Origin of the sequence: Arthrobacter sp. ES3-54, assembly GCF_029504395.1 — a bacterium.
In the GTDB taxonomy this organism is placed as follows: domain Bacteria; phylum Actinomycetota; class Actinomycetes; order Actinomycetales; family Micrococcaceae; genus Arthrobacter.
Genome location: NZ_JAQFIF010000001.1, coordinates 164,910 through 187,353 on the forward strand (window position 1 = coordinate 164,910; position 22,444 = coordinate 187,353).

A 22,444-nucleotide genomic window follows, 5' to 3' on the forward strand; every position below is an offset into this window, starting at 1 on the left:
ACCCGCGAAGTGAAGGTACTTTTTAACTGACGATCAATGGTGGCTTTCCACAAGAAGGCAGCGCAGCCTTTGGAAATCCTGTCCGCACAGGATCCGCGGGCAGCTTCACCAGATGTTGGACCAGCTTTCGACAGAGGCCCCGATGCCTCATGAGGAGACTCCATGACTGAAACCACCAGCGCAACCCTGCGCCATGCCGGCGGCGAACTCGAACTCCCGCGCATCAAGGTTGTAGAAGGAAACGAAGGCTACGACGTTTCCAAGCTGCTGAAGCAGACCGGCGCCGTCGCCTTCGACCCCGGTTTCATGAACACCGCAGCCACCACCTCGGCCATCACCTACATCGACGGTGACGCCGGTATCCTGCGCTACCGCGGCTACCCGATCGAGCAGCTGGCCCAGCACTCAAGCTTCCTGGAAGTCTCCTACCTGCTGATCTACGGCAACCTGCCGACCCCCACTGAGCTGGAAGCCTTCGACCAGAGGATCCGCCACCACACCCTGCTGCATGAGGAGCTCAAGGGCTTCTTCAGCGGCTTCCCCCGTGACGCCCACCCGATGCCGGTACTGTCCTCGGCCGTGTCCGCGCTTTCGACGTTCTACCAGGACTCTCTGGATCCGTTCAACGCCGAGCAGGTGGAAGTCTCCACCATCCGCCTCATGGCCAAGATGCCCGTCATCGCCGCCTACGCCCACAAGAAGTCGATCGGCCAGCCCATGCTGTACCCGGACAACTCGATGAACCTGGTGGAGAACTTCCTGCGCCTCAGCTTCGGCCTGCCGGCCGAGCAGTACGAGGTGGACCCGGTAATCGCCAAGGCCCTGGACCTGCTCCTGATCCTGCACGCTGACCACGAGCAGAACTGTTCCACCTCCACTGTCCGCCTGGTCGGCTCCTCGAACGCCAACCTGTTCGCGTCCGTCTCCGCCGGCATCAACGCCCTCTTCGGCCCCGCCCACGGCGGTGCCAACGAGGCCGTTCTGAAGATGCTGCGCCAGATCCAGGCCGACGGCATCAAGCCCGAGGACTACATGGAGAAGGTCAAGAACAAGGAAGACGGCGTCCGCCTCATGGGCTTCGGACACCGCGTCTACAAGAACTACGACCCGCGCGCCAAGATCATCAAGGCCACGGCCCACGAAGTCCTCAGCAAGCTCGGCGGAAATGACGAGCTCCTCGACATCGCCATGCGCCTTGAAGAGAAGGCCCTGGGCGACGACTACTTCATCCAGCGCAAGCTCTACCCGAACGTGGACTTCTACACCGGCCTGATCTACAAGGCCATGGGCTTCCCCGAAAAGATGTTCACGGTGCTGTTCGCCATCGGACGCCTGCCGGGCTGGATCGCCCAGTGGCGCGAGATGATCAGCGACCCCAACACCAAGATCGGCCGCCCGCGTCAGCTCTACGTCGGCGAACCGGAACGCAACTACCCGTCGCTGTAGCCCGTCCGCCTGCCACGGCAGGCACGCGCCAGCAAGCACGACGCCGGCCGCGCACCTCCCGCTGAGGTGCGCGGCCAGCGTCGTTCCCAGGGCCGTCGGCGCCGCTGTGACCCGAGCCACGCCTCTGGAGGCACCGGTGTGCCCTGGGGCGGCGGCGGCACGGACGTGCTAAAAAAGACCAGTGCCTAAATTTGTCGACGCCGTAATCCGGCGCCAGGAAGTAGTTGACGCAGTCTTCAGGATCATCGCTGCGGATGGTCTTGAGCGGGCCTCCCTGCGGGAGGTTGCAGACGAAGCGCAGCTGGCCGTCGGCTCGGTGCGGCACTATTTCGCCAGCAGTGACGAGCTCCTGACCCACGCCTTCGCCGTGGTGGTGGACCGGATCGTAGGCCGCGTCACCGCCGCGGACTCCCGACAGGGGGACCTGCCGCCAGGGTCGGCCGAGCACCACGTTGCCGTCATGGCACTGCTGGGGGAGTTTCTTCCGCTGGACGAGGAGCGTGCGGTCGACGCCTGCGTCTGGATGGCCTTCAAGAATGCCGCCCGGACAAAGCCGTTCCTGTCCGCCGAGGCCGACCGCAGCCACCGCGCGGTAGCCGCGGTAGTGGGCGGACTCATCCTGGGCCTGGCCGACGCGGCGGAGAGCCGCGGCGCCGGCACGCCCAACCCCAGCGGCACCGATGCCACCAGCGGCGCCGACCCCAGCGGCACGGAGTCCGACGACGACGGCGCCGATGGGTCGGTCGGTAACAACCAGCAGGTGCTCGTCACTGAGGCGGAGCTGCTGCTGGCAGTTCTGGACGGTCTGACGATGCACGCCCTCCTGCAACCCGAGTGGATGACGGCCTTGATGTGCAAGGACGTGCTCGAAGCCCATCTAGAGGGCCTGAACCGCCGGCTGGCGGCCGGGAAGCCAGCCATTAACGCGTCATAACAACAGGAATAGACTGAGAAGGTACGGCATGCCAAGGAGGCAATTGGATGCACCACACCGGCGGACCTGGCTGGCGGATCACGATGGACACTTCTGGTCCCATGCTCATCGCCCTCTATATTCGTGACGCTGCCGGTCTGGACACTGCGGGGCATCCGGCGCTGTGCCACGTGGCCCCGAAGATTCGTGCCGCGGACCACTCCCACCTGACCGCCGAGGTTGGCGGCCCGGCTGCGCTCAAGACCGAATGGGAGGCCTGGTGGGAACAGCTGCTGAAGGCCCACCCGGAAATGTCCCCCGAGCTCGCCCCGCCGGGCTTCCGTGCGTTCGGCAATTCGCCGGCCCTCCGGCGCGTTCTGCAGGCCCACTTCGGGGCGGCCCTGACGTGGGCCCGGGAACGCCGGGGGGAATATCTGGCCCTCGAAGCGGAGCGCGAAGCCAACGGCAACAATGAGCTGCTGGCCGATATGGTGGAGGACCGCCTGCTTGATGTGGGACGCGCATCAAAGGATTTCGGCCTGACGATCATCGAACTCCCGCTTGCGGAGCCGCGGGCCTGGTACCTCGAGCCGGACAAGATCATCATGAGCCACGAGCTGTTGTCCCAGCCGGAGCTGTTCCGCAGCTACGTGCAGCCGGTGGTCGACCTGCTGGTCTGAATCCGAGCGTTGTTGGCCGCCGGACGGCCGGCTGTCCGCCGGTCCGCTAGTCGCCTGGCGGCTGACCGCGCTGGCTGTCTGCCAGTCGCCCGGTTGGCAGTCCGCCCGCCGGCGGTCAGGTGGCGGGCGCGTCGGCGACGGTTACCCGGACTTGGCCGGCCGGGACTGAGGCCGGCTGCCAGCCGTCGCGGGACTGCCGGTTCCAGGCACGGCCGTCGACCTCCACGCTGGTGATGGCGAGCTCTTTGGCGTTGGCCACGGCCCACTGCCCCACAGCCCAGGCCTGCGTGCCTTCGGCATCCACGAGCAGCGTCCGGCCGCTGCTGGACGTCTGGACATTCCCGAGCGCCGCGGTCAGCTCCGCGGTGACCCTAGCAGGATCCCCGGCGGTGTCGGGGGACCGCAGCGAGCAATCCAGGCCTGCGGGCGTCTGGCCGCTCAGAGCGGAGGCGAACGCGCGGGCCATCAGCTCATGCTGGGCATAGGCCTCCGGGTACGCCGAACGCTGGACCTGCTGGGCGGCATCGGTGATCTCCAACGACTCGTACCCGGAGATCTCGACGAGCGCATCGTAGAAGGCATTGCTGGCGTGGTATGGGTCCATCACCTGGGCCGTGGTGCCCCAGCCCTGGGACGGCCGCTGCTGGAACAATCCGCGTGAGTCGGGGCCGGCCTGGTCGCCATGGCCGATGTTGCGCAGTTTGGATTCCTGCATGGAGGTGGCCAGCGCGATGCTGGCGGCCCTGGCGGGAAGCCCGCGCCGGACCGCGACGGCGGTGATGAGGGAAGCGTTGGCCGCCTGGTCGGTGGCGAGGTCATCGCCTCCGCTGCCCGCGGCCGTGCAGCGTTCGGCGATCAAGGTTTCCGATCGCTGCAGGAACGCCACCGCGGTGTAAATCGCGCCCGCGACCATCGCCAGGGTCAGCAGAAGGACGATCCGGCGCCGCCAGCTCCCTCGTCGTGCCACGGACATACTCCCTCAGGCCCTAGCGGGCTGCGTCATCGGCTGCTTCATCGTTGCGGGTCGGCCCCGCCGGTACGGTCTTCGCCGCCCGCCACACCGTACCAGCCCGTGCGTTCAGTTGGCGTGCAGGTCCGCGTTGAGCTCTACGGTTTGGCCCTTGCGGGGGAGCGCCTCGACGGCGCCGGTGGCGGAGTTGCGGCGGAAGAGCAGGTTCGGAACCCCGGAAAGCTCCACGGCCTTGACTATCCGGCTGGTGTCCTCGCCGTCGGCATCCCGCGGGCTGATGACGCGGACGCGCGTGCCGGCGGTGACGTAGAGGCCCGCCTCCACCACTGAATCGTCGCCCAGGCTGATGCCGACGCCGGAGTTAGCGCCGAGGAGGACCCGCTCACCGAGGGCGATCTTTTCCTTGCCGCCGCCGGAGAGGGTTCCCATGATCGAGGCCCCGCCGCCGACGTCGGACCCGTCACCGGCGACGACGCCGGCCGAGATCCGGCCCTCGACCATGGAGGTACCCAAGGTTCCGGCATTGAAGTTCACGAAGCCCTCGTGCATGACCGTGGTGCCTTCGGCCAGGTGCGCACCCAGCCGGACGCGGTCGGCGTCGGCGATCCGGACGCCGGAGGGAACCACGTAGTCCACCATCCGGGGGAACTTGTCCACGCCGAAGACGGTGACAGCGCCGCGCTTGCGCAGGCGCGCCCGGGTTAGTTCGAAGTCCTCCACGGCGGCGGGGCCGAAGTTGGTCCACACCACGTTGGGGAGCTTGCCGAAGATGCCGTCAAGGTTGATGGTGTTGGGCTGGACGAGCCGGTGGGAGAGCAGGTGCAGGCGAAGGTAGGCGTCCGCCGTGTCCGCGGGTGCCTCGTCCAGGTTGATCTGGGCGAAGACAACCTGCTGCTCCGTGCCGCGGTCCGGGTCGGTGCCGCTGGCGGCGATGTCGATCAGCGACTGGTCCGCGTTCTCCACCCCACGCAGGTGCTCCGCCGCGACTCCGAGCGCCGGCGCCGGAAACCATACGTCCAGCACGGTGGCGTCACCGTTGCGGGTGGAGACGGTGGCCACCCCGTAGCCATAGGCGGAGCGGGCGTCGGTGGGCACAGCGGAAGCAGCAGTTTCAGTCATGGCCCAAGTCTAACGAGAGGGCCCGCGGGCGCTGAAACGTGAGACGCCCAAGTGACAGGAGATGCTCGCCACCTACATGTCGGGCCGGCAGCTGCTGCGGCCCCAAGGGAAGACGAACAGATAAAGTGGGACGGTGACTCCCACGAACCCGCGCACCACCGCCAGTGCAACTGCCAGCGTCCCCGCCCGTACGCCTGTCCATTTGGACCTCCGCCAGGACGTCGCTCTGCTCACGGCCGCCCTGATTGACATCAACAGCGTCTCCGGCAGCGAAAGGGCCCTGGCCGACGCCGTGGAACATGCCCTGCGCCTGCTGCCGCAGCTGGAACTGGTCCGCGACGGCGATTCGATCATCGCCCGCACCAACCTCGGCCGCCCCGAGCGCGTCATCCTTGCCGGGCACCTGGACACCGTGCCGCTTCCCACCACCGATGGCTCGCTGGGCACGGTGCCGTCGTACTGGCCCTCCGGGGCCCCGGGGGAGGGCATCCTCTTCGGCCGCGGCGCCACCGACATGAAGAGCGGCGTCGCCGTGCAGCTGGCGCTGGCGGCCACCATGTTCGACGCCGGGGCGGAGCCGAACAAGGACATCACGTTCGTCTTCTATGACCACGAGGAAGTCGAGGCCGTAAAGAGCGGCCTCGGCCGGCTGGTGCGCAATCACGGGTCCCTGCTTGGCGGGGACTTCGCGATCCTGCTCGAGCCAACCGACGGGACGGTGGAGGGCGGCTGCAACGGCACCAGCCGCTTCGAGGTGACCACGAACGGCGAGGCCGCCCACTCGGCCCGGGCCTGGATGGGCAGCAACGCCATCCACGCCGCGGCCCCGATCCTGGCCCGGCTGGCGGCGTATGAACCGCAGACCGTGACGGTTGACGGCCTGGACTACCGCGAAAGCCTCAACGCCGTGAAAATCCACGGCGGCACGGCCGGAAACGTCATTCCGGACAAGTGCGTCATAGAAATTAACTACCGCTTCGCCCCGGACAAAACCTCGGACGGGGCCGAAGCCGTCGTGCGCGAACTGCTGGCCGGATTCGACGTTGTGCGCACCGACAGCGCCGCCGGCGCGCGGCCGGGCCTCCACCACCCCGCCGCCGCGTCCTTCGTCGCCGCTGTGGGGGCGGAGCCGAAGCCCAAGTACGGCTGGACCGACGTCGCACGGTTCAGTGAGCTCGGCATCCCGGCAGTGAACTTCGGACCCGGCGATGCGCTGCTGGCGCATAAGGACAACGAGCACGTCGAGGCGGACGCCGTCAGGGAATGCCTGCGGGCGCTGCGGACGTGGCTCAGCGCCTAGCAATTTACGCCCCGCAACGCACAAAGGGTCCGGAACCTCCGAGAGGTTCCGGACCCTTTGTGGGTGGTGGGGCTTTACTTGGCCACCGGGATTCCGGCGACCGGCACGTGCGCCACGCCGCCGGCGGCCCGCTTGGAGCCGCGGCGTTCGAGCCAGATGGCCAGGCGGGAGACCGCCAGGTCGATCGCGATGTAGATGGCCGCGGCCACGAAGAACACCGGGAACAGGTACTGCGGGCCGAGGAAATCGGCCATGACCTGCACGGCCCGGAGCAGCTCGCCGTAAGCGACGATGTAGCCGAGCGAGGTGTCCTTCAGCAGTACTACGAGCTGCGCGACCAGCGAGGGCAGCATGCGCCGGATGGCCTGCGGCAGCTCGACGGTCAGCCGGGACTGGAAACTGGTGAGGCCGATCGCCAGGCCGGCTTCACGCTGGCCCTTGGGCAGCGACTGGACGCCGGCGCGGATGATCTCGGCGAAAATCGCCGAGTTGTAAAGGACAAGGCCGGCGACCACGGCGACGAACGAGCTGGTGGCAAAGACGAGCAGCACGAACAGCATCATGAGCACCACGGGCATGCCGCGCAGGAATTCCAGCACGATCCGGGTGGGCACCCTGACCCAGGCGTTGTCCGAGATGCGCATCAGGCACAAGAGCAGGCCCAGCGGGAAGGCGATCACCGCCGCCACCGCCGCGGCGGCGAGCGTGGCGCCGATGCCGGCGGCGATCAGGGCCCAGACCTCGGGCAGCTGGAAGACCGCCCAGCGTTTGGGGTCGAAGATTCCCTGCTGGGCGAGGGTCATGACTGCCAGGACGAGGAGGCCGCCGATCACGATCACGCCGATGATGGAGCCGATCAGCGAAACCCGGCGGGCTTTGGGGCCGGGGACGTCGTAGAGAACAGAGCTCATCGCGCGATTGCCACCTTTCGTTCAACGACGCTGGCGAGGTAGCCCAGCGGGATGGTTATCAGCAGGTAGAAGAATGCGACGCCGACCAGAACCCACATGACGGCGTCGCCGTTGGCGTTGGCCAGCTGCTTGCCCTGGCCGAAGAGTTCCAGCACATAGAACGCGCCGGCCACGGACGAGTTCTTGACCAAGGCGATCAGAATGTTGATCAACGGGGGGATCACGGTGCGCAGGGCCTGCGGCAGGATGATCAGGGTGAGCACCTGGCTGAACTTCATGCCGATGCTGCGGGCGGCCTCCGCCTGGCCCACCGGGACACTGTTGACGCCGGAGCGCACGGCCTCGGCGATGAAGGCCGAGGTGTAGGCGCTCAGGGCGATGATGGCGGCGACCTCGAACTGCTGGAACGTGACGCCGAGGCGGGGCAGAACCACCGCCGCGAAGAAGAACGCGATGGTCAGCGGGGTGTTCCGGACGATCTCGACGTACGTCATGCTGAAGCCGCGGAGCGCGGCGACGGGCGAGACGCGGGCGGCCGCCAGCACGGTGCCGAAGATCAAGGCGATAATCCCCGAGACCAAGGACAGGAAGAGGGTTCGGAGAAAACCGTCCCAATACTGGGGGAGGTTTTCAATGATGACGTCCATAAGTTCCTTCAGCTGCGTTGAGGGGATTCCAGGCGAAAGACGGGAGTGGCGGCCGCCGGGCTGCAGAAGATCCGCACGCCCGGCAACCGCCACAGCCGACTAGTAGCGGTCGATCGTGGGAAGCGCGGGCGCGGTCTTGATGACCGTGCCGGCGGTGTCTTCCCAGGCCTTCTTGTAGGACCCGTCCTTGTCGAAGGCTTCCAGCTGGTCATTGATAAACGTGCGGAAGGCGGTGTCGCCCTTCTTCAGGCCGATGCCGTAGGGCTCCTTGGTGAAGGTCTCCTCCGACGCCAGCTTGAAGGCGTCCGGCTCCTTGGCCACGAAACCGGCCAGGATGACGTTGTCGGTGGTGATCGCTTCAACCTGCTTGTTCCGCAGCGGCTCAAGGCAGGCGGAGTAGGTCGCAGCCGGCACCAGGACAGCTCCGTACTTCTCGACGATCGTGGAGGCCGGCGTGGAACCGGTCACGGAGCAGACGTTCTTGCCCTTGACGTCCTCGGGCTTGGTGATGGTGTTGTTGTCCTTGTTCACCATGAGAGCCTGACCGGCCTCGTAGTACGGTCCGGCGAAGTCGACTTCGGCCTTGCGCTTGTCGTTGATCGTGTAGGTGGCGACGATCATGTCCACCTTGCCCTGCTTGATGAACTGCTCGCGGTTGGCGGAGACAGTTTCAACCCACTCGATCTTGTCGGCGGGGATGCCCAGCTTGGCGGCAACCAGCTTGCCGATTTCGACGTCGAAGCCGATCGGTTTGCCGTCCAGGCCCTTCTGGCCGAAGAGAGGCTGGTCGAACTTGGTGCCGATGGTGATCTTGCCCGCGGATGCAAGCTTTGCCATGGTGGAATCGGCGGCAAAGCTCGGCTTCTCGGCTACGGGCGGGTTGGTGGTCGTGGAGGAGCCGCCGCCACAGGCACTCAGGCTGAGCGCCAGTGCTGCGGAAGCGGCAACCAGAAGGGATTTCCTTCGGGTCAAAAATGCCTTCATGACATTCCTTTCATTGGGCGGCCGCCATCCGGCGGCCAGGGTGCGAAATCGTAGTCGGTCAGTGTGACAGCAGCTTGGACAGGAAATCCTTGGCCCGGCTGCTCTTGGGGTTGGTGAAGAACTCCTCGGGGGTCGCGTCCTCGACGATCTGGCCGTCGGCCATGAACACGACGCGGTCCGCCGCCTTACGGGCGAAGCCCATCTCGTGGGTGACCACGATCATGGTCATGCCTTCCTTGGCGAGCTGGACCATGACGTCCAGGACCTCGTTGATCATTTCCGGGTCGAGGGCCGAGGTGGGCTCATCGAAGAGCATCACCTTTGGCTTCATGGCCAGGGCGCGGGCGATGGCCACACGCTGCTGCTGGCCACCGGAGAGCTGGGCCGGAAGTTTGGGGGCCTGCTGCCCGACGCCGACGCGCTCCAGCAGCGCCATGGCGTCCTTGTCGGCCTCGCCCTTGGGGACGCCTTTGACCTTGATGGGGCCGAGGGTGATGTTTTCCAGGATGGTCTTGTGGGCGAACAGGTTGAAGGACTGGAAGACCATGCCGACGTCGGCGCGCAGTTTGGCCAGTTCCTTGCCCTCGGCGGGCAGTTCCACGCCATCGATCTTGATGTCGCCGTCGTCGATGGTCTCGAGGCGGTTGATGGCGCGGCAGAGCGTCGACTTGCCGGAACCCGAGGGGCCGATGACAACAACAACCTCACCCTTGCGGACGTTCAGGTTGATGTCCTTCAGGACGTGCAACTGGCCGTAATGCTTGTTCACGGCCTTCAGGGAGACGAGGGCATCGCCGGACACTTGAGTAGTCATAGAAAGAATCTAGCGAAGATTGACGCAATATGACCGCAATCACTCTGTTTAGTGCAGATCGTGATTCAAGAGATACCTGCACGTCAGGGTCCCTTGCGGGGCCGCCGCCGGCCTCCGGCCCCGGTCCCCGGCCGCCGCTTGCTGCCGCTCCCGCGTCGACGCGCCGACGCGGCGGCGGGCGAGTTCCGCGCTAGCCTATGGGCATGAGTACCGATCCGCAGCACGGCCCCAAGCAAGACGCCGAACAGAACCCCGCCGAGAAGCCGGCCCGCGAGGCCCGCACCACTCCGGGGCCCAACGGGATCCGCCATAAGGGCCCGCTCGAGCTGCGCCGTAAGGCCGCCAAGGTCACCATGTCGGACCAGACCTTGCTGGACACCACGGGGCTGGGCCAGTTCGTCCACACCGACCCCTGGCGCGTCCTGCGGATCCAGAGCGAGTTCGTGGAAGGATTCGGCGCCCTGGCCGATCTCGGTCCGGCGGTCAGCGTCTTCGGCTCCGCCCGCACCGTCCCGGGGAGCCCGAACTACGAACTCGGCGTCGAGGTTGGACGCCGGCTGGCCGAGGCCGGACTGGCCGTGATCACGGGTGGCGGCCCGGGGTCGATGGAGGCCGCGAACAAGGGCGCCGTGCAGGGCAACGGCGTCTCCGTGGGGCTCGGGATCGAGCTGCCCTTCGAGCAGGGCATGAACCAGTGGGTGGACCTGGGCATTAACTTCCGGTACTTCTTCGCCCGCAAAACCATGTTCGTCAAGTACGCCCAGGGCTTCATCGTGCTCCCCGGCGGCCTCGGCACCCTGGATGAGCTCTTCGAGGCCATGGTCCTGGTCCAAACCCGCAAGGTCACCTCCTTCCCGATCGTGCTGGTGGGAACCGCCTTCTGGAGCCCCATGCTCGCGTGGGTCCGGGACACCCTCGTCGCGGAAGGAATGGTCTCGGCGGAAGACCTGGACCTCGTGCAAGTGGTGGATGACCCTGCGCTGGCCGTCGAGCTGGTCGTGGAGGGCGCCGCCCGCCACCGGAACCCGAACGGCGGCTCCACCAACGGAGGCGGCAACGCGAACACCAAGGAAAACGGCGCAGGAACGCGGGGCTGAACCGTCCGCCCGCCGGCGTCTGGCACGATGGTCTAGTGAGTCTCTTCCTGGTCTTCCTGGCGATTGTGCTGATCGGCGTCGCCGTCCTCCTGGGCACCGGCCTGGCGCCGAAAATCTTCCGCCGACACCGGGACGGCGGTGCAGGCGGTTCCTTTGACGACGGCTTCGACGAGCCGGTCGCCTCCCTGCCGCCGGTTCTGCTGCCCGAGCGCGCAGCCGCGGCCGACATCGACCGCCTACGCTTCGCCGTCGGACTCCGCGGCTACCGGATGGACCAGGTGGATCAGGTCCTGGATGACCTGCGGGACCAGATCATCGCCAAGGACCAGAAGATCGAGGCACTCGGGGAGGAACTGGAAGGCCTCCGTCCGCCTACCGAAGAACGTCCGTGAGCCACGTGGAAGACCCCGAGACTGTCGCGGAGCCTGAGGCCCTGAAACCGCAGGGGTTGAACGCGGCTCTGTGGAGCCACATCGCAGCCGCAGGCGCCAGGATGGCACGGTGGCCGTGGTGGGTGCAGGTGGCTGGCCTGTACATCGCCGCCCGGCTGGTCAGCGCCTGTATCTTCATGGCTGCCGCCCTGCACCAGGGCGTGAATCCGTGGTTCCTCGCGAAGCCCGACTATTGGAACTTCATCAATATCTGGGACGCCCGCTGGTACGCCGAAGCCCTCCAGCAGGGGTATCCGGCGCTTCTGCCGACCGACGCTGCCGGCACTGTCCAAGAGAACACCTGGGCCTTCTACCCCCTGTTTCCCGTGCTGGGCCGTGTCGTTTCCGGGCTCACGGGCACAGGCCCGGCGTGGTCGCTGACGGCCATCGCGCTGGTCGCCGGGCTAGGGGCAGCCCTCGTGGCCTACAGGATCTTCCGGTACCGGACCACGCACCGCACGGCGCTCTGGGGGACAGTGTTCCTGGCGACCTTCCCGGTGGCGCCGGTGTTGCAGGTGCCCTACGCCGAGTCCCTCAACCTGCTGCTGCTGGGTGCCGCACTGCTGCTGGTCATGGAGCGCCGGTACCTGTGGGCCATGCCGGTCGTGGTCCTGATGTGTCTTTCCCGCCCCACCGGGGTTCCGTTTGCCGTGATGCTGGGGCTGTTGTTTCTCTACCGTTTCTGGCTGCGCGTCGCGGCGCCGGGCTTCACGACGCAGGGCCTCACAGCGCAGGCCCCCACAGCGCAGACCAGGGTCGGTGCTGCCGTCCCCAGCAACGCGGAGCTCTGGTCCCTGGGCGGACTCACTGCCGTCAGCGGCATCGGTGCGTTGCTGTGGCCGGCCATCGCCTGGGCCGCCACCGGCGATCTGGGCGCCTATACCAAGACCGAAACCGCATGGCGCGGCGATGACCTGGTGCCGTTCAAGCCGTGGTTCGACGCCGGTATCATGCTGTTCGGGCCGACGCTTGGCGTGCTGGCGCCCTTCGTGTTCGTTGCCGCATTCACCTTGTTGATGATGTCCCGCCCCGTCGTCGCCCTGGGCACTGAACTGAGGCTCTGGTGCTGCTGCTACATAGGGTACCTGCTGGTCTTCCTGCACCCGCAGACCAGCACGTTCAGGATGCTGTTGCCGCTGTTCCCGCTCGCCCTCAGCGCCGCGCTCCTCTCGCGTTCCCGCGCCTACCGAGGTGCCGTGGTGGTCATGTTCGTGCTGCTGCAGATTGTGTGGATTGTGTGGCTGTGGGCGTGGGCGCAGTTGCCGGGCGGAGGGGACTACCCGCCGTGACGCACAGCACCATTTAGCGGTGCCGGCCCGGCATGGCGGGACGCGCTGGAAAGTCCAACGATTAGCTACGCGCGCATTGTTACGCGATAATAGAGGATAAGCAAGGACAAGAAGCGCACAGAATTCGTAGCGATTTATTTGTGAGTTTGCCTGTCACGGCGGCCTCCTGGAGCGCTGCCGGACGGCTTGATTGGCCAAGCGGACGCAGCCCAGCCGGGCTGGTATGTCAGGGACTAATGGAGGGGATATTCCTTATGGCGGCAATGAAACCACGCACCGGCGACGGCCCAATGGAAGTGACAAAAGAGGGACGTAGCCTGATCATGCGTGTTCCGCTCGAAGGCGGGGGGCGGCTCGTAGTCGAACTCAATGCCGCTGAGGCGACAAACCTCAAGGAATGCCTCGTCGGCGTCACCGAATAGCGTCACGCCAAGAGCTTCGCAAAAGGGCGGGGTCCCGGCCACCAGGCCGCGGACCCCGCCCTTTGCTGTTTGCGCTTTGACCACTGCTTCGTGGCGGCCAGCCTGTGGTTGTTATTTGTTGGCCGCGATTTCTTGACTGTTTGTTACCTGCTGCTACTTCTTGACGGCGATCAGCAGGCCGTCGCCGGTGGGCAGCATCGCGGAGGCGAGACGGTCGTCGTCGCGGATGGACTTGCCGATCTGGCGCAACACCACGGTGGTGGCTTCCCGGGCGGCCGGATTCGCGACCCTGTCCTTGTCGAGGGCATCGTTGACGATCAGGAGGCCGCCGGACTTCAGCAGCCGCACTGCCTGTTCCACGTAGCTGGGGTAGCTCGGTTTGTCGGCGTCGATGAACACGAGGTCATAGGCCCCGTCCGTAAGCCGGGGCAGGACATCGCCGGCCCGGCCGGAAATGGTGCGGGTGCGGTTGGCCGGGCTTCCGGCTTCCTGGAACGCTTCGCGGGCGGCCTTGAGGTGTTCGACGTCGACGTCGATGGTGGTCAGGACAGCCTGCGGGCCCAGCCCGCGCAGGATGCACACGCCGGACACTCCCGCGCCGGTGCCGATCTCCACCGCGGTCTGTGCCTTGGACGCTGCCGCCAGCACCGTCAGCACAGCGCCCACGCCGGGACCGATCGGGGTCACGCCAAGCTCGAAGGACCGTTCGCGCGCGTGCAACAGGACCTCATCCTCGGCAGGCAGATCTTCTGCGTAGGACCAGCTCGTGGACTTATCGGCGCTCATGGGATATCGCTTTCTGGGCGGCAGGGGAGTGTTCCCTACAGCGTACTGTGTCCGGCGGGACGGGACACGGAGGCGCCAGCGCCGTGGCACGGGCAGGAAGGAACTCGTTCTGCCTTCGGCGGAAGACCGCGATGAATCAGGAAATTCCCAGCTTATTTTGAAATGATAGGTATCCGCTCATCCGCGTGGTGATCGGCGTCGAATGAAGTGTGCAGGAACCTGCGCGAGCAGGCACAATTCAGGCGTAGGTACCATCCACGAGGGGAGCGGACGATGTCGATTCTGGCACCTGTCCCGGCAACTGAGGCAACTGATTCAACCGGCCAGTCACGGACCGCGGCGGAAGCCGAATGGGTCCGGCCGACTTGGGAGGAAGTGGTGACGAACCACTCCGCCAAGGTCTATCGCCTTGCGTACCGGCTGACCGGAAACAAGTACGACGCCGAGGACCTCACCCAAGAGGTGTTTGTCCGGGTATTCCGTTCGCTGGAAAACTTCAAGCCGGGCACTCTGGACGGCTGGCTGCACCGGATTACGACCAACCTGTTCCTGGACCAGGCGCGGCGCAAGAGCAGGATCCGCTTTGACGCCTTGGCCGACGACGCCGAGTCGCGGCTGCCGGGCCGGGAGCCCGGCCCGGAGCAAAGCTTCGAATTCAACAACCTCGACGTCGACGTTCAGGCTGCGCTCGAGGAACTTCCGCCGGACTTCCGCGCCGCCGTCGTGCTGTGCGACCTCGAGGGGCTGTCCTACGACGAAGTCGCCGCCGCGCTGGACATCAAACTTGGGACCGTCCGGTCCCGGATTCACCGCGGCCGGACCATGTTGCGTGAAAAGCTCGCGCACCGCGACCCGCGTCCGGCGCAGACGGCCAAGCAGCCCCTCAAGCCGCGGCTCAAGATGCCGCGCATCGCCGGCCTCCTCTGAACCTGTCAATGGGTCTGCTGAAACGTTTACTGGGAGGCTCTGGCTGCGGGTTCTGGAGCAGGACCGGCCGTGCCAAATTCGGTGCTTCCCGGAAGTGGGCCGTCGGCCGCCATGATCATGTGGAATCGTGTGCCGAATGCCGTGCCCGGCAACAGCGTGAGCGCCAGTACCTCGAGAAGCTCCGCGGCGCGGCCGTGCCCGAGGCCAGCGAGGACCTGACCGCACGGCTCCTGGCACGGACCGGGCAGCTGGCCGCGGAACGCGCGGCGGCAGAACGGACGAGCCCGGCAGAGCTGGAAGCCCCGGAACGGGCAGCCCCGGAGCCGGCGGACGCAGCCGATACGGCGGCGACGGAACAGGCCGGCACTCATCGGTGGCTGCCAGGGCAGTTCCCCGCAGCCGACTCCCTGCCGGATCGGACAGCGACCGCCGGAACGGCAGCCGCTAATATTGCCGCGCATCCCCAGCGCCGCGGAGGCCCCCGCCTGCCAGTGCTGGCAGTCGGAGGGGCCGTCGCCGCCTTGGCCTTCATGACCGGAACCGCGTACGTCATGGGAGGCGACGACGCCGTTCCGGTCGACGGCGCAGGGGCCTCCGCCCTCGCACAACCGGACGCCGCCGGACCGCCCGCCAGCGGTGAACCGGTCGGCGCGGGTGAACTGTTCGACGCCGGCGGATCCGGCGGCCCCGGGGCAGAGGAAACGGGGCCCCGTGTTGCGTTCGGCCTGGGCGGTGAGCCCGACTTCACCCCCGCTGGGACGCTGAGCACCGGGCAGCTTGCCGCGTTCCGCTCGCAGGGATGGACATGTCCGGAGCTGCACGCCCTCGGATTCCATCTCATGTGGGCCCGCGCCGGCGTCATCGCCGGGGACGAGGTCCTGGAACTTCGCCTCACGGACGGCCAGCACTTCGCCACGGTCCTCGAGCAGCACGCTGCGGCCCGGGGCCCCGGTTCGGCCCCCACGCCCGCCGGGGCCGAAGTTTCACCCATTAACGTGCTGACCGGACACGCCGCCGTGGCGGACGGCTTCACCCGGGCCAAGGGGGGCACCCGGTCGGCCGCCCCCGAAACCGGAAATGGCACCCTCTGGGTCAACCCTGCCCCGCCCTACCGGGCCATCTACCAGACCTCCGCGGCCACGTACACGTACATTTCGGACCTGCCCGCCGAGCAGGCCGACGACGGCGCCGCCGCCCTCACCCGGGTCAGCGGCGGCGCCCCGGTGCAGGGCTCACGCAACGGAATTCCGGAGCGGATCGAGCGCGGACTGAGCCGAATCCTGGAGCACCTGGCCCCGTGAGGCAGGTTCGGGCCGGACATGGTCGGCATTCGGCCCTCGCGAAGTCGTCGCCAGCCCGAGCGAGAGGGTAATCTTCCTAAAGTGCTTGGAATCAATGGACCGGAGTTCTTACTTCTGCTGATCATCGGCCTTCTGGTGATTGGTCCCAGCAGGCTGCCCGAATACACCCAGAAACTTGCCAATATCGTCAAGGAAGTGCGCCGGATGGCGTCCGGCGCGCGGGAGCAGATCAAGGAAGAAGTCGGCATCGATATCGATGATGTCGACTGGAAGAAGTACGATCCCCGCCAGTACGATCCCCGCCGCATCATCAAGGAAGCGCTCCTCGACGATGACACCAAGCCGGTGAGCACCGGGTCGCCCGCAGCTGTGTCCACGGCCGCGGCCGCCACTGCGGTCGCAGAGCACCGCCCGGCGCGGATGGTCGAGCGGTTGCCCGAGGGCGAGCCGGCACCGTTCGACACAGAGGCGACCTAGGACCTCCAGCAGCGCCTGGGCCACATACCTGGCCCCGGGCGGCAGCCGCCACCAGCGGGAGCTGTCATCACTGAGTCCCCGTGAGTGAGACCCCGTCAGCGGGGCTGCAGGCCCAGCGGCATACCCTTGAGCCCACGGGGAACCGACGCCAGCTTGCCGGCGATTCCCGCCAGGGCCACGGCCGCAGGCGTCTCCGGACGGCCCAGCACCAGCGGCACCCCGGAATCCCCTCCCTCACGCAGCAGGACTTCGAGGGGGATCTGGCCCAGCAAGGGCACATCCTCACCCACGGTGGCCGAGAGACGCTCGGCGAGCACGGCGCCGCCGCCGCTTCCGAACAGTTGCATCCGGCCGCCGTCGGGCATTTCAAGGTAGGACATGTTTTCCACGACGCCGGCCACGGTCTGGCCCGTCTGGGTCGCGATCGCCCCGGCCCGCTCGGCAACATCCGCGGCGGCCGCCTGCGGGGTGGTCACGACGAGGATTTGCGCCTTGGGCAGCAGCTGGGCTACGGAGATCGCGATGTCGCCCGTGCCCGGTGGCAGGTCCAGGAAAAGGGCATCGAGGTCGCCGAAGTAGACGTCCGTGAGGAATTGCTCCAGCGCCCGGTGCAGCATTGGTCCGCGCCAAGCCACGGGCTGGTTCCCGGTGACGAACATGCCGATGGAAATGACCTTGACCCCGTACGCCACCGGCGGCAGGATCATGTCGTCCACCCGCGTGGGGGCCTGTGTGATGCCCATCAGCCCCGGAACGGAGAAGCCGTACACATCCGCGTCCACGATCCCCACACGGAGGCCCTGGGCAGCCAGTGCGCACGCCAAATTGACCGTAACCGACGACTTGCCCACGCCGCCCTTGCCGCTCGCGACGGCGTACACCCTGGTCAGCGAGTCCGGCGCGTTGAACGGGATGCCGCGCTGGCCGCCGGCGCCGCGCAATTGCTCCTTGAGGGCGTCGCGCTGCTCCTGCGTCATGACTTTCAAGTCCACCTCGACGCCGGTGACCCCCGGGACGGCGGACAGGGCCGCCTCGGTGTCGGCTGTGATGGTGCCGCGCAACGGGCAGCCCGCGATGGTCAGCAGTACCACGATCCGCACTCGGCCGCCGTCGGCGATCTCCACGGACTCCACCATGCCGAGCTCGGTGATGGGGCGGCGGAGTTCAGGGTCGATGACGGTGGCAAGTGCGCCGTGCACTGCCTGTTCCAGGGAAGTGCGGTCCATCGGGGTGCTCATGCGGGCGATGCTCAGCTTTCGGGGATGGTGCGGTGTGCGGGCAGGCGGGTGGAGTCGGCAGCGGCCCCGGACTGGTTCGCCGCCGGATTCTCCGCAGCGTCTTCCCGCTTGCCCTCCTTCGCAGGGTCTTCCCGCTTGCTGCCGGACTTGACCCGCGGGATCTGCTGGGTCCGGGGGCTGCGCTGCTTGTCGCGCCGCTCCTTCAACTTCTCCTTGACCTTTTCCCGGGGGGTCTCGTGGACGCCAGCGGAAGGATCGTGCGTGCGCAGTTCCTCCTGGGCCTCCAGCATGTCCTCGAGCAGGCTGCGCAGCTCGGCGCGGACGTAGTCGCGGGTGGCGACCTCGCGCAACGCGATGCGCAGGGACGCAAGTTCCCGGGTCAGGTATTCGGTGTCGGAGAGATTGCGCTCGGCCCGCTGGCGGTCCTGCTGGAGCGACACCTTGTCCCGGTCGTCCTGGCGGTTTTGCGCGAGCAGCAGCAGTGGGGCTGCGTACGAGGCCTGCAGGGACAGCATGAGCGTCAGCAGCGTGAAGCCGAGTGCCCGTGAATCAAACTGCCATTCCTCCGGAGCCCACGTGTTCCAGCACAGCCAGAAGACGCAGAACACGGTCATGTAGAGCAGGAACTGGGGGGTGCCCATGAAACGGGCGAAGCCTTCCGTGGCATGGCCGAAGGCGTCCGGGTCGGGACGGAAGTTGGGCAGGATGCGCTGCCGGCCGCTCAGTGGCGTGTCGAGGCCGCCGGAGGTCCTGCTGCCGGGCCGGACAGGGGCGTTCCGTGGTGCGGTGGGATCAGCCAATGCGGCCTCCAAGCTTCCTTATCGGGGCGTCGTCGTCGTGGGCGCGCCAGTCGTCCGGCAACAGATGATCAAGCACGTCGTCAACAGTCACCGCCCCCACAAGCCGTCCGTCCTCGTTGACCACGGGCAGGGAGTTGAGGTTGTACGTTGCGAGCGTGCGGGCGACCTCGCTGATGTGGGCCTGGTCGGAGACCGGTTCCAGGTTCTTGTCCACCAGGTTGCCCAGCGGTTCCGGCGGCGGAAAGCGCAGGAGCTGCTGGATATGGACGACGCCGAGGAATCGTCCGGTCGGGGTCTCCAGGGGTGGCCGGGCGACGAAGATCGAGGACGCCAAAGCGGGGGAGAGTTCCTCCCGGCGGACGTGCGCGAGTGCCTCGGCGACGGTTGCTTCCGGGGGCAGGATCACCGGAACCGGCGTCATGAGCCCGCCGGCGGTGTCCTCGTCGTATTCGAGCAGGCGGCGGACGTCCTCGGCGCCTTCGGGTTCCATCAGCTGCAGGAGTTCCTCGGCCTGCGCGCTTGGGAGCTCGGCAAGGAGGTCGGCTGCGTCATCGGGGTCCATTTCCTCGAGGACGTCGGCGGCGCGGTTGACGTCCAGGGCGGAGAGGATCTCCACCTGGTCACCTTCCGGCATCTCCTGCAGGACGTCCGCGAGCCGCTCGTCCTGGAGTTCGCTGGCAACCTCGAAGCGGCGTTTGTCGCTCATTTCCTGGAGGGCTTCGGCGAAGTCGGCCGGCTTGAGGTCCTCGTGCGTGGCCACAAACTGGGTGGCGGCCTGCGGCTCGGTCTTGGCGCCCTGCCGGGCATCGGCCCAGTCGATGATCATGGTTTCGTTGCGGCGCAGCCGGCTCAGCGGCGAGAGCGAGTGGCCGCGGCGGACGAAGAGCTTGCTGACGAACCAGTCGCCGGAGCGGTGCTTGTCCATGGCGATGTCCTCGATGGTCGCATCGCCGCTGCCGTCCGCGAGGGTGACCCGGCGGTCGAACATTTCTGCCACCACGAGGGTTTCGGCGCCGCGTTGTTCGAAGCGGCGCAGATTGACCAGCCCGGTGCAGATGACCTGGGTTTGGTCGATGGACGTAATCCGGGTCATCGGGACGAACACCCGCTTTTTGCCGGGGACCTCGACGACGATGCCCACCACGTGCGGGGCGCCCCTGGTCCCGCGGGAGAGCACCACGACGTCGCGCAGCCGGCCCAGACGGTCGCCCAATGGGTCGAAGACGTCCAGTCCGAGGAGGCGCGCGACAAACACTCGCGAAAGATTCGTGCTCACCCCTACAGGCTACCGAGTCTGCTCTCTTTTAGCTGAATTTCCAGCCGCACACCAGCCGGATAGGTGAGAATGGGCTTATGTCAAACATTTTTGGTCCCAGGGCCGGTGCCCCCAACGGTTCGGACGAGGCCCGCGCCGTCCCGAGGGGCGACGTCGTCGGTTCCTACAACTCCTACCTCGATGCCCAGAAGGCGGTGGACTATCTGGCTGACCAGCAGTTCCCCGTGCAGATGGTGTCGATCGTGGGCAACGAACTGAAGATGGTGGAGCGGGTGACCGGCAGGCTGACCTACCCCCGCGTCGCACTCTCCGGCGCCCTCAGCGGCATGTGGTTCGGCCTTTTCGTCGGCGTCATGCTGTCCTTCTTCTCCACCACCCCCGGCTATTTCTCGATTGTGACGTCCGTGCTGATGGGTGCCGCGTTTTTCATGCTGTTCGGCATCGTCACCTACGCCATGCAGCGCGGCAAGCGTGACTTCACGTCAACGAGCCAGGTGGTGGCGACCAACTATGACGTCGTGGTCTCCTTCGAGGCCGCCGGCGAAGCGCGGCGCATGCTGCACCAGCTGCCCATGACGCCGCACGACGCGTCCGGTGCCGCGGCCGGCGGTTACGCGCAGCACGACTACCGTCATCAGGAACCCCAGCAGCCCGGGCAGCAGGGTCCTGCGCCACAGCGCCCCGCGGGCTGGAACGATCCGTACGGCCAGCGGACCCCGGAGACCGGCGGCGAGCCGGCCGGACAGTACCAGGGCGGTGCGCCCCAGCAGGAGGGCGCCGCAGGCCCTGCGCCGACGGCGCCGGCCACAGCGGAAGAGCCGGCCCGCCCGGCCGGCCGGGTCTCCGGGGTGACCTATCCGGACCTCCCGGACGGCCGTCCGCAGTACGGCGTCAGGGTCACGGACACCGACAAGCCCGCGCCGGGCCAGGATGGCCAGCAGCACTGATTCCAGGCCGCAAAACAGGCAGCAGAAAAGGGAGGGTTCCGGACATCCGGAACCCTCCCTTCCCTGATCTATGCCTTTTCCGAGCTACGGCGTCTGGCCGTTGACCTCCAGGTAGATGCCCGCCATCCAGGACTCGACGTCGTCCGCCTTGCGCGGCAGTGCAGCGCTGAGGTTGACCGGGCCGCCGGTCGTCATGAGGATGTCGTCCTCGATCCGGACGCCGATGCCGCGGTATTCCTCGGGGATGCCGATGTCCTCATTCTTGAAGTACAGGCCGGGCTCGATCGTGAACACCATTCCGGGCGTGAGCACGCCGTCGAGGTAGAGTTCCCGCTTCGCCTGGGCGCAGTCGTGGACGTCGAGGCCGAGGTGGTGGCTGGTGCCGTGCGGCATCCACCGGCGGTGCTGCTGGCCCTCGATGCTGACGGCTTCCTCCACGGAGACGGGCAGGAGGCCCCATTCGGCGAGCCGTTCCGCCAGCACGGTGGTGGCTGCGGTGTGGATGTCCCGGAACTTGGTGCCGGGCTGGGCCGCGGCAAAGCCGGCGTCGGCGGCGTCGAGCACTGCCTCGTAGACCTTGCGCTGGATCTCGGAGAACTTGCCGTTGGCCGGCAGCGTGCGGGTGACGTCGGCCGTGTACAGAGAGTCGGCCTCGACCCCGGCGTCCAGGAGCAGCAGTTCACCGGCGTTGATCTTGCCGGTGTTCCGGGTCCAGTGCAGCACGGTGGCGTTGTTGCCCGAGGCGGCAATGGTGTCGTAGCCGAGCTCGTTGCCTTCCTCGCGGGCCCGGGCGAAGAACGCCCCTTCCACCACGCGCTCGCCGCGGTGGTGGGTCAGCGCGCGGGGAAGTGCCTTCACGACCTCCGTGAAGCCTGCGACCGTGGCCGCGACGGCAGTCTTCATCTGTTCGATTTCCCACTCGTCCTTGAGGAGGCGCAGTTCCGAGAGGGCCTCGGTGAGCTTCTCGTCCAGGGCGTCGAGGACGCTCAGGTCAAGGTTGTCCGGATCCTTGGCCGTGTTGTAGCGGGCGGTGTCCACGAGGGCGTCAATGTTGTCGTCAACCTTGCGGACCAGCCTGATGGAGATTCCGCCGATCTCGGGCGCACCGACGTTCTTGGTGATGGCGAGTTCGAGTTCGGCGATGTCCGCCGTGGCCAGTCCGAGCTTGGCCTGGAATTCGGCCAGGGTTGGGCGTGCGCCGATCCAGAACTCCCCGGAGCGGGAATCGGCATAGAACTGCTCGGTGTCGCGGCCGGCCAGTGGGCGGAAGTACAGGGTGGCGCGGTGGTGGCCGCCGTCGTCGCCCGTGCCTTCCGGCACCGGTTCCAAGATCAGGACCGCATCTGGTTCGTGGTCCAGGCCGAGGCCGGTGAGGTGCGCGAAGGCCGAGTGCGGCCGGAAGCGGTAGTCGCAGTCATTCGAGCGGACCTTCAGCGGACCGGCGGGGATGACCAGGCGTTCACCTTTGAACTGGCCTGAGATGGAGCGGCGCCGGGCTGCGGCGTGGCCGGCGACGGCGTCCCTTTCGGGGAGCTGTTGCGTGGCCGGCGCCCAGTTGCTGGCCATGAAGGCCTTGAAGGCGTCGGAGCTGGGCCGCTGTGAGCGGTTGTTGACGCGCTCTTCGAGGGGCTGGGAAGCGGAGACTAGGGTGTTATCTGCATCGTTCACC

Annotated in this window: 23 protein-coding genes; 12 read left to right on the forward strand and 11 right to left on the reverse strand. The window is 67.0% G+C overall.

From position 1 onward, the window contains the following. The first annotated feature begins 162 nt into the window (after positions 1-162). The 3 genes from M2428_RS00895 (at position 163) to M2428_RS00905 (ending at position 3,039) form a co-directional block, all read left to right on the forward strand. Positions 163-1,446, forward strand: coding sequence for a citrate synthase (locus tag M2428_RS00895; RefSeq protein WP_277522638.1), 1,284 nt, complete (start codon positions 163-165; stop codon positions 1,444-1,446). Positions 1,447-1,627: 181 nt separating this feature from the next. Next, positions 1,628-2,380: a TetR family transcriptional regulator gene (locus M2428_RS00900; protein WP_277522640.1), complete on the forward strand. Its 753-nt coding sequence runs from the start codon at positions 1,628-1,630 to the stop codon at positions 2,378-2,380. Positions 2,381-2,427: 47 nt separating this feature from the next. After that, complete coding sequence (locus M2428_RS00905; RefSeq protein ID WP_277522642.1) at positions 2,428-3,039, forward strand: hypothetical protein; 612 nt, start codon at positions 2,428-2,430, stop codon at positions 3,037-3,039. Positions 3,040-3,154: 115 nt separating this feature from the next. Here M2428_RS00905 and M2428_RS00910 read toward each other — a convergent pair whose 3' ends face one another. Then, on the reverse strand, positions 3,155-3,952 hold the full coding sequence (locus M2428_RS00910; RefSeq protein ID WP_277523557.1) for a hypothetical protein: 798 nt from the start codon (positions 3,950-3,952) through the stop codon (positions 3,155-3,157). 165 nt (positions 3,953-4,117) lie between these two features. Continuing rightward, a complete protein-coding gene (gene dapD / locus M2428_RS00915) occupies positions 4,118-5,128 on the reverse strand; it encodes a 2,3,4,5-tetrahydropyridine-2,6-dicarboxylate N-succinyltransferase (protein WP_277522644.1) in 1,011 nt (336 codons plus the stop codon). A gap of 202 nt (positions 5,129-5,330) precedes the next feature. Between dapD and dapE the strand changes: the two genes are divergently transcribed. After that, complete coding sequence (gene dapE, locus M2428_RS00920; RefSeq protein WP_277523558.1) at positions 5,331-6,428, forward strand: succinyl-diaminopimelate desuccinylase; 1,098 nt, start codon at positions 5,331-5,333, stop codon at positions 6,426-6,428. A 74-nt stretch (positions 6,429-6,502) separates the two neighbouring features. Here the strand turns inward: dapE and M2428_RS00925 are convergent, their stop codons facing one another. The 4 genes from M2428_RS00925 to M2428_RS00940 all read right to left on the reverse strand — a co-directional run bounded on the left by M2428_RS00925 (position 6,503) and on the right by M2428_RS00940 (position 9,784). Then, on the reverse strand, positions 6,503-7,339 hold the full coding sequence (locus M2428_RS00925; RefSeq protein WP_277522647.1) for an amino acid ABC transporter permease: 837 nt from the start codon (positions 7,337-7,339) through the stop codon (positions 6,503-6,505). Then, positions 7,336-7,986 carry an amino acid ABC transporter permease gene (locus M2428_RS00930; RefSeq protein ID WP_277522649.1) on the reverse strand — a complete coding sequence of 217 codons (651 nt, stop codon included), beginning with the start codon at positions 7,984-7,986 and terminating at the stop codon, positions 7,336-7,338. Before M2428_RS00930 ends, M2428_RS00925 begins: the two co-directional genes overlap by 4 nt. Before the next feature lie 99 nt (positions 7,987-8,085). Then, entirely contained in the window at positions 8,086-8,970 is an 885-nt protein-coding gene (locus M2428_RS00935) for a glutamate ABC transporter substrate-binding protein (RefSeq protein ID WP_277522651.1), read from the reverse strand. 58 nt (positions 8,971-9,028) lie between these two features. Then, positions 9,029-9,784 (reverse strand): amino acid ABC transporter ATP-binding protein, encoded by a 756-nt coding sequence (locus M2428_RS00940; protein WP_277522652.1) that lies wholly within the window; start codon positions 9,782-9,784, stop codon positions 9,029-9,031. 197 nt (positions 9,785-9,981) lie between these two features. Here M2428_RS00940 and M2428_RS00945 point away from each other — a divergent pair, with 197 nt between their 5' ends. The 4 genes from M2428_RS00945 (at position 9,982) to M2428_RS00960 (ending at position 13,023) form a co-directional block, all read left to right on the forward strand. Next, complete coding sequence (locus tag M2428_RS00945; RefSeq protein ID WP_277522654.1) at positions 9,982-10,881, forward strand: TIGR00730 family Rossman fold protein; 900 nt, start codon at positions 9,982-9,984, stop codon at positions 10,879-10,881. A gap of 35 nt (positions 10,882-10,916) precedes the next feature. Continuing rightward, the gene (locus M2428_RS00950; protein ID WP_277522656.1) at positions 10,917-11,273 is read left to right on the forward strand and encodes a DivIVA domain-containing protein; all 357 of its coding nucleotides are present in this window, start codon (positions 10,917-10,919) and stop codon (positions 11,271-11,273) included. Between the two features lie 101 nt (positions 11,274-11,374). Next, positions 11,375-12,601, forward strand: a complete 1,227-nt coding sequence (locus M2428_RS00955; RefSeq protein WP_277523560.1) for a hypothetical protein — start codon at positions 11,375-11,377, stop codon at positions 12,599-12,601. A gap of 254 nt (positions 12,602-12,855) precedes the next feature. After that, entirely contained in the window at positions 12,856-13,023 is a 168-nt protein-coding gene (locus M2428_RS00960; RefSeq protein WP_079550332.1) for a DUF3117 domain-containing protein, read from the forward strand. A 153-nt stretch (positions 13,024-13,176) separates the two neighbouring features. Here M2428_RS00960 and M2428_RS00965 read toward each other — a convergent pair whose 3' ends face one another. Further along, on the reverse strand, positions 13,177-13,809 hold the full coding sequence (locus M2428_RS00965; protein WP_229995003.1) for an O-methyltransferase: 633 nt from the start codon (positions 13,807-13,809) through the stop codon (positions 13,177-13,179). 273 nt (positions 13,810-14,082) lie between these two features. Here M2428_RS00965 and sigE point away from each other — a divergent pair, with 273 nt between their 5' ends. The 3 genes from sigE (at position 14,083) to M2428_RS00980 (ending at position 16,514) form a co-directional block, all read left to right on the forward strand. After that, entirely contained in the window at positions 14,083-14,736 is a 654-nt protein-coding gene (sigE, locus tag M2428_RS00970; RefSeq protein ID WP_277522665.1) for an RNA polymerase sigma factor SigE, read from the forward strand. Between the two features lie 119 nt (positions 14,737-14,855). After that, positions 14,856-16,037: a hypothetical protein gene (locus M2428_RS22215; RefSeq protein WP_346780697.1), complete on the forward strand. Its 1,182-nt coding sequence runs from the start codon at positions 14,856-14,858 to the stop codon at positions 16,035-16,037. An 81-nt stretch (positions 16,038-16,118) separates the two neighbouring features. Then, positions 16,119-16,514: a twin-arginine translocase TatA/TatE family subunit gene (locus tag M2428_RS00980; protein WP_277522667.1), complete on the forward strand. Its 396-nt coding sequence runs from the start codon at positions 16,119-16,121 to the stop codon at positions 16,512-16,514. Positions 16,515-16,609: 95 nt separating this feature from the next. Here M2428_RS00980 and M2428_RS00985 read toward each other — a convergent pair whose 3' ends face one another. From M2428_RS00985 to M2428_RS00995, 3 genes are all read right to left on the reverse strand, one after another. Continuing rightward, entirely contained in the window at positions 16,610-17,752 is a 1,143-nt protein-coding gene (locus M2428_RS00985; RefSeq protein WP_277522669.1) for an Mrp/NBP35 family ATP-binding protein, read from the reverse strand. An 11-nt stretch (positions 17,753-17,763) separates the two neighbouring features. Beyond that, positions 17,764-18,477, reverse strand: coding sequence for a DUF1003 domain-containing protein (locus M2428_RS00990; protein ID WP_277523562.1), 714 nt, complete (start codon positions 18,475-18,477; stop codon positions 17,764-17,766). 67 nt (positions 18,478-18,544) lie between these two features. Continuing rightward, positions 18,545-19,828, reverse strand: coding sequence for a CBS domain-containing protein (locus M2428_RS00995; protein ID WP_277522671.1), 1,284 nt, complete (start codon positions 19,826-19,828; stop codon positions 18,545-18,547). A 77-nt stretch (positions 19,829-19,905) separates the two neighbouring features. Here M2428_RS00995 and M2428_RS01000 point away from each other — a divergent pair, with 77 nt between their 5' ends. Continuing rightward, positions 19,906-20,775 carry a general stress protein gene (locus M2428_RS01000; RefSeq protein WP_277522673.1) on the forward strand — a complete coding sequence of 290 codons (870 nt, stop codon included), beginning with the start codon at positions 19,906-19,908 and terminating at the stop codon, positions 20,773-20,775. An 84-nt stretch (positions 20,776-20,859) separates the two neighbouring features. On the opposite strand, the gene M2428_RS01005 is transcribed toward M2428_RS01000, so the two are convergent. Then, positions 20,860-22,443, reverse strand: coding sequence for an aminopeptidase P family protein (locus M2428_RS01005; protein WP_277522674.1), 1,584 nt, complete (start codon positions 22,441-22,443; stop codon positions 20,860-20,862). Position 22,444 lies beyond the last annotated feature (1 nt).

What these genes read in the sequence shown, in the direction of transcription:
- M2428_RS00895 (WP_277522638.1), top strand. Translation starts at nt 163, where the DNA reads ATGACTGAAACCACCAGCGCAACCCTGCGCCATGCCGGCGGCGAACTC.
- M2428_RS00905 (WP_277522642.1), top strand. Translation starts at nt 2,428, where the DNA reads ATGCACCACACCGGCGGACCTGGCTGGCGGATCACGATGGACACTTCT.
- M2428_RS00910 (WP_277523557.1), bottom strand. Translation starts at nt 3,952, where the DNA reads ATGGTCGCGGGCGCGATTTACACCGCGGTGGCGTTCCTGCAGCGATCG.
- dapD (WP_277522644.1), bottom strand. Translation starts at nt 5,128, where the DNA reads ATGACTGAAACTGCTGCTTCCGCTGTGCCCACCGACGCCCGCTCCGCC.
- M2428_RS00925 (WP_277522647.1), bottom strand. Translation starts at nt 7,339, where the DNA reads ATGAGCTCTGTTCTCTACGACGTCCCCGGCCCCAAAGCCCGCCGGGTT.
- M2428_RS00930 (WP_277522649.1), bottom strand. Translation starts at nt 7,986, where the DNA reads ATGGACGTCATCATTGAAAACCTCCCCCAGTATTGGGACGGTTTTCTC.
- M2428_RS00935 (WP_277522651.1), bottom strand. Translation starts at nt 8,970, where the DNA reads ATGAAGGCATTTTTGACCCGAAGGAAATCCCTTCTGGTTGCCGCTTCC.
- M2428_RS00940 (WP_277522652.1), bottom strand. Translation starts at nt 9,784, where the DNA reads ATGACTACTCAAGTGTCCGGCGATGCCCTCGTCTCCCTGAAGGCCGTG.
- M2428_RS00945 (WP_277522654.1), top strand. Translation starts at nt 9,982, where the DNA reads ATGGGCATGAGTACCGATCCGCAGCACGGCCCCAAGCAAGACGCCGAA.
- M2428_RS00955 (WP_277523560.1), top strand. Translation starts at nt 11,375, where the DNA reads ATGGCACGGTGGCCGTGGTGGGTGCAGGTGGCTGGCCTGTACATCGCC.
- M2428_RS00960 (WP_079550332.1), top strand. Translation starts at nt 12,856, where the DNA reads ATGGCGGCAATGAAACCACGCACCGGCGACGGCCCAATGGAAGTGACA.
- M2428_RS00965 (WP_229995003.1), bottom strand. Translation starts at nt 13,809, where the DNA reads ATGAGCGCCGATAAGTCCACGAGCTGGTCCTACGCAGAAGATCTGCCT.
- sigE (WP_277522665.1), top strand. Translation starts at nt 14,083, where the DNA reads ATGTCGATTCTGGCACCTGTCCCGGCAACTGAGGCAACTGATTCAACC.
- M2428_RS00985 (WP_277522669.1), bottom strand. Translation starts at nt 17,752, where the DNA reads ATGAGCACCCCGATGGACCGCACTTCCCTGGAACAGGCAGTGCACGGC.
- M2428_RS01000 (WP_277522673.1), top strand. Translation starts at nt 19,906, where the DNA reads ATGTCAAACATTTTTGGTCCCAGGGCCGGTGCCCCCAACGGTTCGGAC.